General features: G+C 37.2%; 9 protein-coding genes. 2 read left to right on the top strand and 7 right to left on the bottom strand.

All coding sequences use genetic code 11. The features are described from left to right. Nucleotides 1-140: 140 nt before the first annotated feature. The 7 genes from ABID42_RS14320 to ABID42_RS14290 all read right to left on the bottom strand — a co-directional run bounded on the left by ABID42_RS14320 (nucleotide 141) and on the right by ABID42_RS14290 (nucleotide 10,612). Nucleotides 141-1,571, bottom strand: a complete 1,431-nt coding sequence (locus ABID42_RS14320) for a glycosyl hydrolase family 28 protein (RefSeq protein WP_367284230.1) — start codon at nucleotides 1,569-1,571, stop codon at nucleotides 141-143. Between the two features lie 465 nt (nucleotides 1,572-2,036). Then, a complete protein-coding gene (locus tag ABID42_RS14315; RefSeq protein WP_367284229.1) occupies nucleotides 2,037-4,283 on the bottom strand; it encodes a xanthine dehydrogenase family protein molybdopterin-binding subunit in 2,247 nt (748 codons plus the stop codon). Between the two features lie 22 nt (nucleotides 4,284-4,305). Next, entirely contained in the window at nucleotides 4,306-4,761 is a 456-nt protein-coding gene (locus ABID42_RS14310; RefSeq protein ID WP_367284228.1) for a (2Fe-2S)-binding protein, read from the bottom strand. A gap of 110 nt (nucleotides 4,762-4,871) precedes the next feature. Then, nucleotides 4,872-7,115, bottom strand: coding sequence for a xanthine dehydrogenase family protein molybdopterin-binding subunit (locus ABID42_RS14305; protein ID WP_367284227.1), 2,244 nt, complete (start codon nucleotides 7,113-7,115; stop codon nucleotides 4,872-4,874). Between the two features lie 237 nt (nucleotides 7,116-7,352). Next, nucleotides 7,353-8,393: an alpha/beta hydrolase gene (locus ABID42_RS14300; protein WP_367284226.1), complete on the bottom strand. Its 1,041-nt coding sequence runs from the start codon at nucleotides 8,391-8,393 to the stop codon at nucleotides 7,353-7,355. Nucleotides 8,394-8,496: 103 nt separating this feature from the next. Then, the gene (locus tag ABID42_RS14295) at nucleotides 8,497-8,952 is read right to left on the bottom strand and encodes a nuclear transport factor 2 family protein (protein WP_367284225.1); all 456 of its coding nucleotides are present in this window, start codon (nucleotides 8,950-8,952) and stop codon (nucleotides 8,497-8,499) included. Between the two features lie 43 nt (nucleotides 8,953-8,995). Continuing rightward, the gene (locus ABID42_RS14290; protein WP_367284224.1) at nucleotides 8,996-10,612 is read right to left on the bottom strand and encodes a carboxylesterase/lipase family protein; all 1,617 of its coding nucleotides are present in this window, start codon (nucleotides 10,610-10,612) and stop codon (nucleotides 8,996-8,998) included. Between the two features lie 182 nt (nucleotides 10,613-10,794). Between ABID42_RS14290 and ABID42_RS14285 the strand changes: the two genes are divergently transcribed. Then, complete coding sequence (locus ABID42_RS14285) at nucleotides 10,795-11,709, top strand: helix-turn-helix domain-containing protein (protein WP_367284223.1); 915 nt, start codon at nucleotides 10,795-10,797, stop codon at nucleotides 11,707-11,709. A 12-nt stretch (nucleotides 11,710-11,721) separates the two neighbouring features. Then, nucleotides 11,722-12,657: an alpha/beta hydrolase fold domain-containing protein gene (locus ABID42_RS14280; RefSeq protein ID WP_367284222.1), complete on the top strand. Its 936-nt coding sequence runs from the start codon at nucleotides 11,722-11,724 to the stop codon at nucleotides 12,655-12,657. The last annotated feature ends 29 nt before the right edge of the window (nucleotides 12,658-12,686 follow it).

Below are 12,686 nucleotides of genomic sequence, written 5' to 3'. Positions count from 1 at the left end.
GTTATTTTAAATATAAAGAAAGTACAACAGTTGTTTTGTAACCTTGGAAAATCAATTTTTTTAAATAAAAAATTACAATAAATTTAAGTAATTGATATACAGTTATTTAAAATTGCCGTATTATGCAAATAGATGAAAGATTACCGCTTTACTTCAGATTTTATAAACTGAACATCTTTAACATGTTGCCCTATTACAATATTTCCTGCTACTGGATTTAAGATGAGATTGCCATTTATTTTCACATTTTCAAATACAATATCTTCTACTTTTCTCGTCGCATTAAAGCCTTGAAGTAAACTAGGATTGTCTAAATTTCCTTGATAAGTAATATTCTTAAATTTTACATGTTGAATGCCTCTTCCAGCCGCTGCACTATATTTTTCGTTGAAATATACTCTAAGATTAAAAACCTGACCTTCTTGAAATTTTTCTATGCGAATGTCTTCATAGAGAAGATTGCGAACAAGATTATTATCGCTTGCATTGATGGATAAACAACCTTGATAATTACGGTCGTCTTCGTCATGTTCTAGGATGTCGATATTTCTTAAAGTAACGTTTTCTATAGTATCGCCAGCCCAGCCTTTTTCGGCATTGCCATGTAGCCCAATATTGGTAGGATGGGCAATATCAGCCCAAAGAGTTGAGTTTTTTACAAGGATATTTTTAGCATTTCCATAAAAATTCCAGCGATGAGCATAAATAGCAATGCAATCGTCTGAAGTACGCAAAAAAACACCATCAATAAGTACGTTCGAACAACTCATTAAATCAATGCCATCTCCCCAGCCTTTATGGCTAAACGACTTAATGTTTTTGATAATAATTCCCTGACTTTCACCTCCATAAACAGTATAATGTTCTGGATTGCGAACAACGATTCCATCTACTTCAATGTTTTTAGCGTGCATGATTTCTATGCCACGTTGCGGGTTATCAATAATACCTCTGCCATAAATTTTTACATTTTCTACTTTATTACAAACCAATTTGCCTTTTAGTACTGCTCCGCCATCAATATACACGGTTGTATTACTCGGAATAATAAAAGCTTTACCTGTTGAATCTTTCGGAAAATGTGTTCCTGCTCCGAAATACATCACATTTTTGTCTGTCGCTTTAGGAATATTTTCAAGGATTGGATTCGCAAAAACATGCAGGTTGTGTAATTTATCGCCATTTACTTCAACGGATAGATTAACAGGCTTGTTCAAAACAAAATGAATCGTATTGTCTGTAAGGGTTGATTTGATTCCATGCGATAATGGTCGAATTTTCACAGAGTGGATATCGCCATTGTTTTTTGTGATAGCTAGTTCTATCGGCTTGGCAAAGTCGAAATTAACCATTGAAGCTTCTTGCACATTATCAGCATCAACTTTTACTTTATATTCATATAAATCTTGCCATTTACCTCCAATAGAGCGTACTCTTACAGTAAAATCATCATTATGAGCCGCATAGTATAATTCTTTAGGAACAGAATACGACACGATATTTTGAGCATACCCAACATTTTTTATCAGACAAAGTAATAATAATGGTAAAAAAGCTAATTGTATTTTCATAATTTGTTTTAAATGTTTGTTTTATGGAAATAAACCTAATGAACAGATTTATGTATAATTAAACGATTAAGCAAAAGCAATTAAAAATCTGCTTCAAAGAGCATTTTATCCAAAGAAAGCAGATATGATTTTTGTAACCTTTGAAAAAGAATTATTTTTCAAAAAAAAAATCCAATGTATATGTGGAGTGAACTCAACCCAGATGTTATTTAATATTGTATTCTGGATTTTGATAGAGGAGTATAGCTAAAAACATCAGTCATCCCGAATTTTATCCAACAATAGAGATTTTAGAGAATCAAAATAAAATAGCCACGCAAAGGCGAGATATCGGTAGAAGAGGCTAAATAAAAAAACGGTCAAAAAACTAATTTCGACCGCTTTTTTATGATTGTAAAATTTGGAATGGCTCATGTGCACTAATTTTAATATCATAAGCTTTTAGTCCATTCGCTAATTATTGACTTACAATTTTGTTCCTTCAACAGTAAATGGCTGATTGTAATACCTTTTGCCCGTAGATTTATACAAAGCATTCGCTACTGCACCAAATACTGGTGGGAAAGGAGGTTCGCCAAGCCCAGTTGGGTCAATGTCGTTTTGTACAAAATGTACGTCAATTTTTTTAGGAGCTTCATTATGACGAATAATGCGGTAATTATGGAAATTACTTTGTTCTGCCGCACCGTCTTTATGCGTTAAAGCGCCATAAAATGAATTGCCAATGCCGTCAACTACTGCACCTTGTACCATATTGATTGCCGCATCAGGGTTTACAACAACGCCACAATCTATGGCGCTGGTTACTCTTTCAACATAAGGCTGACCGTCACGAATCACCATATCTACTACATGACCTGCATAAGAAGCATGGCAGAAGTAAGCGGCTACACCTCGTTTTTTTCCACTATTTTCTGGTTTTCCCCAGCCAGATTTTTCTCTGAGTAATTCCAATACGCCTGCATATCTATCAGCGTCATATTCATTGTTTTTGCCTACTGGATTTTCTTTAGCACGTTTCAACAAATCAAGACGGAAGGCGATTGGGTCTTTGCCCATAGCTTCTGCTACTTCATCCAAGAAAGATTGTTCTGCGGCTGCATTAAAGTTGGAACGAGGTGCACGGAATGCACCAATGGTAATATTAGAAGGAATTTCCCAGCCTTCGGCTAAGTAATTGTCAACAGCTCCAGCAGGGAAACGATTAGCATGAATAGGGTTTTCAGGAATACCGCCGCCTTTTACATGAAACGCAATCAGATTTTTATTAGCATCTAAAGCCGCACGATAAGTAGCCGTGTACATCGGGCGATAGATTCCATAACTCATATCGTCTTCACGAGTGTAAATCAATTTTATCGGTGCTTTTAATCTTTGAGAGATGCGAGCTGCCTCATATACATATTGTGCGTAAGCTCTACGTCCAAAACCACCGCCCATACGAGTCATCTGAATTTCGATTTTATCAGCAGGTAAATTCAAAATTTTTGAAAGCGTAGGCTCCATCCAACCGGGTGCTTGTATTGGTCCAGCTACCAAAGCCTTACCTTCTGAAACATGGGCAAAGAAATTCATTGGCTCCATGGTGTTATGTGCTAAAAACGGAGCATTATAAGTACGTTCGATAATCTGAGCAGCATTTTTGAAAGCCGTTTCTGGGTCGCCATCTTTTCTTAATTGCTGTGCGGGCTTTTTAGCGTATTCAGCCATTAATTCCATTTGGCTACTTGTTGTTTCTAATCTTCCCGGAACGGTCACTTCTCTTTTGCCACCTCGTCCCATCATGGTTTCTTTTATATCGCCAGCCGCTTCCCATTGTACTTTTATTTTTTTACGAGCGTTCATTACTTCCCAAGTAGATTTGCCTACAATGGCAATCATTTCGTTGAAAGTACGAGTATCAAAACCCGCTTGTTCGAAACCATCGTCGTATAATTTAAAGCTAAAAATATCTTTAATACCCGACATTTTTAAGGCTTGCGAAGCATCGAAAGATTTTAATTTCATCCCAAATGCTGGCGGATGCTGAATCATGGCAATCAGCATTCCTTCCACATGATAATCAATTCCGAAGAGTGGCTTACCTGTAACTACTTTTAATCCTTCAGTATTTTTCTTTGAATTTCTTACAATCGAAAAGTCTTTTGGAGCTTTCAATTTCACATCTTTCGGAACGGGAATAGTAGCCGCCTTGCTCGTCATTTCACCATACTTTGCAGATTTACCGCTTGAATGTGATAGAACACCCGCTTTCGTCGTGATTTCACTGGCAGGAACGCCCCACGTTTGAGCCGCCGCTTCGATAAGCATTTGTCTTGCTGATGCTCCTGCGTTTCTCAAAGGCTTCCAGTACATTCTTACTGAGTTACTTCCTCCAGTAAATTGTGCCCCTAATTTCACGCTATCGTGTGGACCCATTTCTACGACTACATTCTTCCAATCTACGTCCAATTCCTCTGCCACCATCATCGGTAGCGAAGTCATTACATTCTGACCAAATTCTGGGTTTGGACAAATAATTTTGATAACATTATCAGGAGTAATTTTAATGTAGCCGTTGAGTTCATTCCATTGTTCAGGCAAATTCATCGCAGCCATTTTGTCGGCTGTTTGAGCATTTGCGAGCCAACTGAAACTCAGCATTAATCCACCGCCTGCAAGAACGGAAGACTTTAAAAACGAACGACGATTTTGTGTATTTGTATTTTCCATTTCCAATCAGGTTTAAGGTTAATTACTTTTTTGCAGCAGCTTTAATCGCCTCTTTGATACGCAAGTAAGTACCACAACGACAAATATTCCCGCTCATATAGTTATCAATATCTTCATCGGAAGGATTTGGATTTTCTTTCAATAAAGCCGTAGCACTCATGATTTGTCCAGCCTGACAATAGCCACATTGAGCCACGTCGTGTTCAATCCAAGCTTTTTGTACTGGGTGAGTTCCGTTGGCAGATAAGCCCTCGATAGTTGTAATCGCTTGTTTACCCACTGCCGATACTGGCAAACTACAAGAACGAACAGCAGTGCCATTCAAATGAACAGTACAAGCACCACACATTGCCATTCCGCAACCAAATTTAGTTCCCGGCATATTAAGATGATCTCTTAAAACCCAAAGAACTGGCGTTGATGGGTCAACATCTACTAGTTGAGTTTTCCCGTTTATTTTTAGAGAATATTTTGCCATAATGTTGTATTAATTTTATTTAAAACTGAATGAAGATATATAAATAAACTCATTTAAAATAATATTTTTCTGATGAATACATAGCTTTTAAATACTAATTTCTTCAGAATTTACAAGTTGTCGCTAAAAGGTTGATTGTAAAAACGCTTGCCCGTTGCTTTGTATAAGGCATTTGCCAAAGCCGCATACACTGGCGGATAAGCAGGTTCGCCCATACCCGAAGGGTCGAGTGTATTTTTTACAAAATGTACTTCTATTTGTTTGGGGGCTTCATTGTGGCGAATCATACGATAATTGTGAAAATTATTCGCATCTGGAACGCCTTTCGTCAATGTCATTTTTCCATACATGGCTGCTCCAAGAGCATCCACAATTCCACCCTCAGCCATATTTTTGGCAGCGTCTGGGTTGATGACAATGCCACAGTCAATTGCACACCATACTTTATTGATAACGGGCGTGCCGTCTTTTATTTCTAAATCAAGAACATGAGCAGCATAAGAATCATGACAGAAATAGGCCGAAAAGCCTAATTTTTTGGTTGCTTTGATACTTTCCCAATTGGCTTTTTCTTTGACTAATTCTAATACTTTAGCAAAACGTTCTGGTTCATATTCATTGTTTTTGCCTACTGGTTTTTCTTTGGCTCTATTCAATAAAGCTAAACGAAAAGCAATTGGGTCTTTTCCTGCTGCTTCGGCTACTTCATCCAAAAATGATTGTTCGGCAGCAGCCATAAAATTAGAACGTGGTGCTCGGTACGAACCCACTGTAATATTTGAATCAATCGTAAAATCTTCTGCTAAATAATTATCGACTGCACCAGCAGGAAAACGATTGGGATATAAAGGAGATTCGGGCGTTCCACCTGCTTTTACATGAAAAGCGATTAGATTATTGTCGGCATCTAATGCCGCCCGAAAATATGCTGAATACGTAGAGCGATAGATTCCCGAAGTCATATCGTCTTCACGAGTATAAAGTAATTTTACGGGTGCTTTTACTTTTTGTGAAATCAAAGCGGCTTCTATCAACCAATGGGCGTAAGAACGGCGACCAAAACCACCGCCCAAACGAGTCATTTTAATATCAATTTTTTCTAAAGGCATTCCCAGACGAGCCGAAAGGGCTTGTTCTGTAAATTCGGGCTTTTGTAATGGACCAGAAAGTTCGGCTTTTTCATCCGTCACATGGGCAAAGAAATTCATAGGCTCCATGCAATTATGTGCAAGATATGGTGCGTTATAAGTACGCTCTATGGTTTTTGGGGCACTTTTAAAAGCCGTTTCTACATCACCATCTTTGCGACGAACTGTAGCTGATTGAGCCATTCGTTCAGCCAATTTAGTTTTATGTTCAATCGTGTCTTCTAAGCCAGCAGGAATTTTCTCAACTACTTTTCTACCTAACATATTACGGTTTTGGGTATAACTTTCTATGGGTTGCCAATCTATTTTCAAGGCTTTTTTTGCTTGCATTACTTCCCAAGTACTGTTGCCGACAACTGCGACTACTTCGTTGAAAGTGGTAGTATCAAAAAAAGTTTTTTCGTAGCCTTCATTGAAAATTTTAATTGGGAAAACAGCCTTAACGCCCTTCATTTTGCTAATGACAGCTTCGTTTTGTATCGACTTAAATTTCAAACCAAAAGCAGGTGGATGCACTATCATGGCGATTTGCATTCCCTTAACTTGGGTATCAATACCGAATAAGGGTTTGCCCGTTACGATTTTCGTTAAATCAACATTGCCTTGACTTTTACCTATAATTTTGAAATCTGGAATGCTTTTTAACTTTACCTCTTTCGGAACAGGAATTTGTGCCGCAGCAGTTGCCATCTCTCCATAGTTGGCTGATTTTCCTGAATTTTTATGATACAAAACACCCGATTCAGTACTTATCTCATCCACAGGAACATTCCATTGTTTGGCAGCAGCTTCCTTAAGCATTTGGCGAGCCGTAGCACCAGCCAAGCGTAGCGGTTGCCAGCTTAAATGTATCGCCTGACTTCCTCCAATAAATTGTCGAGTAAAATGTTTGGTATCTAAATCTGCTTGTTCGATAATGATTTTAGAAAAATCAACGTCCAATTCTTCCGCCACAATCATCGGCATTGACGTTTTTACGCCTTGCCCTCCTTCGGGATTGGGCGACATGATTTTGATGACATTATCGGCAGTAATTTTTACAAAGCCATTGAGTTCATTCCAACCAACAGGTAAGACTGTGTTTTTCTTTGACCCAATCGTTTTAAAACTTGAAAAACCAACAATACTTAGCATCAATCCACCGCCTGAAAGGGCAGATGCTTTTAGAAATGAACGACGACTATGAGTTGTTTTTGATGTTTCCATGTTCGGGTTGAGATATTAAATAATACTCTATTTTACTACCAAATGATGCCTTGCGTTTGGATTTTGAAAAGCTAAATTTTCGTCAAATATATCCTTGTGTTTGAACAAGAAGATGAATTAAAGATAATTTTAGACCAACATCAATATATTCCCACCAACGACAATAATAGTAGTTCTTGTAAGAATGAAGTATTCTTTTGAATTTTTGTAATACGAAAGATTGAATTAAGCTTAAAATCAGTCTAATCCTTTTTCTTTTAGCCATTTAGAAAGCAAATCAGCAATTTCTACATTGTTCAAGTCTGAAAAAGGAAAATGAGTATTGCCTTTAATGCCTATTTCGGGTAAGTGAACCACCCGAACATCACCACCATATTTATTTACTGTATCACGCCATTTTCTTGCCATTGCCATTCTTGCTCTCCAGCCGTCAGCACCCGGATTGGGGTCTGGTTTTTCTGGAATGAAATCACCATAATAAATGATAATCGGAATTTTGGTGAGTTTCAAAAATTCAGACATTGGTAGACCAATTGCAGCAACTGGTCCAGCCGAGCTTTCGATAGGAGCAGGGACTTCGCCTTCTGGAAATAGAAAACCACTACCAGGCTCGTAAGATGCGATTGCTTTAATTTTACTGTTTTTTACCGCAGTTGCCCAACCAAAACCTCCTGAATGAGAGTGTGTTACAAGTACTCCTTCTCCAATTTTATCAAAAAGTTTTGAAGTGGCATTGGTTATAACTTCTGTATCAAAACCTCCGATATTGGGTACCATCTGACGAAAATATTGATTTAATGTTTCTTCATCTTTTGCAAACTGTACTCCTTGAAAATATTCATAACCAATACCTACTCTAAAAGTACCGAACCATGTTTGCTCGTCAGGTATAGGATTAATTGTAGCTGACACTGTACTTCTACTTGCATTTCCTCGACGAGGTTGGTCGATGAGATAGACGCCAAATCCTCTTCTTAGAAAAATATTATTAAATCCTTCACGACCATCGGGCGTTGTTTCCCACGTTTTAGAAAACTGCCCGATTCCATGCCAAAAAATCAAAGGTAATTTTCGTGCTTTTGCAGGTATTTGATAAGTAATGTAAGCGTGGTCGCCATGATAAGTTTGTCCCTCTGGCGTTCGTTTGATGGGGTCGAACGTACCTTCATTTTTGATGACAGAACCACCAACAGCGAAGCTTCCTTGGTCTTTGATGATTAATAAATTATTATTAGGAACGCAAGCAGTAACAAGTAATGGAATACTTATTATTGACAACAGAAAATAATTTTTTCTAAAACCAATCATGTCTTTTTATTCTTTTGCAAAAACTTGTTAAATAAAGTTAGTATAAATTTATATATTATAATTTGTACTTTTTCTATTTTTTTATTTGATGTGTATCTCGAACACTACTGAAGGTCAAGGCTAACATCTTCCACGCTTTGCCTTGTTTTTGATAGACTTCTGTTACTGTAAATTCGGTTACAGCTACATTACCTCTAACGACAGCATCGAGCGTAATTCTATTCCAAACAATCGCCGTTTTACCAGACATTTCTATGGCAGTATCATGAACTTTGGCTTCTTTGTACCAAATACTGCCAGTTTTGATAATTTCGAGTTCTTCGTCTGTTTTCCAAGTACCACTCATGTGTACAAATTTTGCCTTGGCATCAAAGAGTTCTTTGAGTTTGTCAACGTCTTTATCTGCCATCCATTGCCATTTGTCTTTGGATAATTGCAAGACTGTTTGTTCATCTTTAGATACTTGAGCATAAGCTGTTTGTACCAAGCTTAATACTACAATTGTTAAGATTGAAAGAAATTGTTTCATGGTTTTGTTTTTGATAATAGTTTATTAAAATTTCATTTTTGATTTAATGCAAGTTTCCAGATTCAACAGCCTTTTCAATCATATCAAGCCTTGCTTTTTTAGGGTCAGGTTTTCCCACAGCTTTTCCATCTGATTGAAAATCAATTAGTTTATTGCCTTTGATGTCATAAGCTGGCCATTCTGGAAGTCCTGCTCCATTAGGATTCCCTGTTTTGGCAAAATTCGCCCAATAAGTATTCATCAATTTTGCTACTTCTTCATCTTCGGGCAAAGTTTTTGGGTTGCCCCAACGTGCGTTTAAGTTATTGAAGACATAAGCAATTTCAGAGGCGTGCGGAGCACCAAATCTGGCACGTGCTTTCATGGCTTCGGGTACATAAGAAAACAAGTAGATGTATGCTTTGTTGCCTTTTTTAGTGATAGCATTGGCTGTAAAACGAGCGGGTTCTGCCCAAACTTTATCGGTATTTACCATTGAGAGTATTTCTGGAAAGCTTCGAGAAGTATCGGGAGCAAATACTTTTTGAGCTTCTTCTTTCATTGTACCAAAGAGGGTGAATAATTCCTCTTTAGAACGAGCATTCACAAAACCAGCGGGTACTTCGGCACTATTCGAGCCAATAATGATAGGTACATTATTTTGTCTGCCAGCTTTATAGGCACTTTCGGCGGTTTCAACTACCAGTTTTCCGTCGAGAATTGGACCTGAATAAATAGGCGTATTTCCTACATTTTCTTCGCCACTGTCTATAATATCAGCCGCAGGTAACGCTCGTAATTTTGCCAACGCTTCGGCATCAGAGCCTTCAATGCCATGTTTTTTGGCGAAATTCAATCCAATAGTTTCGGCAGAAATAGGGTAATATTTATCTGCATTTTCTTTATTGATTGGTCTGCCAGTCAATACGCCATCACGTCCACCACCCGACTCAACGATGGCTTTGTGGAATAAACCTTTAGCCACAGGGATGGTAAGTAATGATTGTACCGAAACACCGCCAGCCGATTCGCCAAAAATGGTTACATTTTTAGGGTCGCCTCCAAATGCTGCAATGTTTTCTTTTACCCATTTTAGTAAAGCGATTTGATCCATGTAGGCATAATTTCCTTTTGGTTCATCAGGGTATTCTTTACTCAAAGCAGGATGAGCAAAAAAGCCCATTCTTCCCAATCGATAATTAAAAGTGATTAAAATAACGCCTTGTTTCGCAAAAGATACACCTGAGTTTTCAGGACTTGCTCCACTACCAAAAACAAAAGCACCCCCATGTATCCAAACCATTACGGGAAGCTTATCATTTTTTTTTGCCACTGCGGGTTTCCAGATATTCAATGCCAAACAGTCTTCAGATGAATTTGGGGAGATTTTTTGTCTTCCTGTCTGCGAAAAACCTGCTTGTCCGCAGTCTTTACAAAACTGAGTAGCGTCAAATTCTCCTTCCCAAGGTTTTACTGCTTGAGGTGGTCGCCAGCGGTATTCTCCCACGGGCGGTGCAGCGTAAGGAATTCCTTTAAAAATTGTAATGTCTTCCACCGTAACGCCTTTTACAATTCCTGATGTGGTATGTATTTTTGGGTTACTTATTTCAGCCTTTTGTGCTTTCAAAGAATACATAACTATCAGTAAAAGAAAGGTTAATACTTCGGTTGATTTTTTCATAATTATTGTAAGTTTTTCAAATGCTACTTCGCAATACAAGTATTAGCGTTTACAAAGGTCATCCTATTTTAATAAATGAATAGTATAAAAATTACTGCTTTTTCTACCATTTTCACTGATTGAAATCTGTGCTTTAAAATAGTTTTAAGAGAATGAGTACTTTTGTTTCAAATCAGAAAAAAATGGAAATTTTATATCCCATCAATAACATCAGTAAGTATAATGCTGATAATAATCACAAAACACTTCATCCTTTGGTAAGTGTGATAGATTTTTCAAAAGCTCCAGAAAGAAATTGGGGTACAGAAGCCAAAACGATTAAGTTTCAGTACGGACTATATTGTATTTACTTGAAAGATGTGAAGTGTGGCGATATTCGTTACGGAAGAGATTATTATGACTATCAGGCGGGTACTTTAGTATTTTTTGCTCCTGGACAAGTGATGGAAGTAGATAATTTGGGTATAAGTTATCAGCCTGTGGGTTATGGATTGGTTTTTCATCCTGATTTAATACACGGAACGATTCTAGCCAAAACTTTCAGTGATTATAATTTCTTTAGTTATAAAACCAATGAAGCATTGCACATTTCTGATGATGAACGCCAATTGGTGTTAGACCTTTTTGCCAAAATTGAATTAGAGTTAAAACAACCCGTTGATAAGCATAGCAAGAAACTTATTGCTTCAAACATAGAGCTATTTCTTAATTATTGTGAGCGTTTTTATGACCGACAATTCATTACAAGAGATAATGTTAACAGAGGAGTTTTAACAAAATTTGAAGACTTGCTGAATAGCTATTTCCTATCAGAAAAACCACAAAGTATTGGTGTGCCTTCAGTGGCTTATTGTGCTGACACGCTACATTTATCTGCTAATTATTTTGGTGATTTAATAAAAAAAGAAACAGGACAAACTGCAAAAGAATACATCCTGAACAAAACGATTGAAATTGCTAAAAATAAAGTATTTGAAGGCGATAAAACCGTCAATGAAATTGCCTATGAATTAGGTTTTAAATATCCGCAACACTTTACCAGATTGTTTAAACAACGAGTAGGATGTACGCCAAATGAATATAAGAATTTGAATTAACCATAAAATACGATGAAAAACTTAATCTCAACTATGAAAAACTATGCGTTTCCAAAGTCCTTGTGTTTTATTGTTTTACAATGGCTTTTGCTAATCAATACTACGTTTGCACAAACAGACAATCCAGTATTAAAGCTGTTTCCCAATGGTACAGAGTTACATGGAAATATTGCTTATCAAAATGATACGCTCAAAAAGCATTTATTAGACATTTATTTACCTGCGAACACAAAAGGAAATATTCCATTTGTGGTATTTATTCATGGCGGTGGATGGCTTGTAAACGACAAATATGCCGATATTGGGTACATGGGAAATACGGTTTCGGCTTTGATTAATAACAATATCGCAGTGGCGTCTATTGATTATAGATTTGCTTCGCAAGCTCAGTTTCCTGCTTTGATTCAAGATTGTAACCAAGCACTTACATTTCTTTGCAATAATGCCGAAAAATATCATTTAGATAAGAATCGTATTGCTATTATGGGTTTTTCGGCGGGTGGGCATTTGGCATCGCTTCAAGGTTTGTCGAATAACAATAAGGTAGCTTCATTTTTTAATGGAAATCATGCACAAGTATTTAATATCAAAGCAGTGGTTGATTATTATGGACCTTCTGAACTTACTTCATTAGGAAGTAGCGAAGACCCAAAAGCACCAGAAGGGATTTTATTAGGAGCAAGCCCTATTGCCAGACCCGACTTGGCAAAAATTGCCAGTCCTGTAACGTATGTAGATAAAAACGACCCTCCATTTCTGATTTTTCATGGAGAAAAAGATAATCTCGTAAACAATCGTCAGTCAAAATTATTGAGTGGTTGGTTGACATCATTAGGAGTAAAGAACGAACTCATTATTGTCAAAGATGCTCCTCATTTTGGAAAAATGTTTGACATAGAAGAGTTCAAAACAAAAGTAATTTCATTTTTAAAAGAAGCTCTTCGATAAGAAGGGTAGGAGGGAATACAAATTTTAAA

Origin of the sequence: Arcicella rosea, assembly GCF_040543805.1 — a bacterium.
GTDB lineage: Bacteria > Bacteroidota > Bacteroidia > Cytophagales > Spirosomataceae > Arcicella > Arcicella rosea.
The sequence above is the reverse complement of the archived record's forward strand: the minus strand, read 5'-3'. Positions and strand labels throughout refer to the sequence as shown.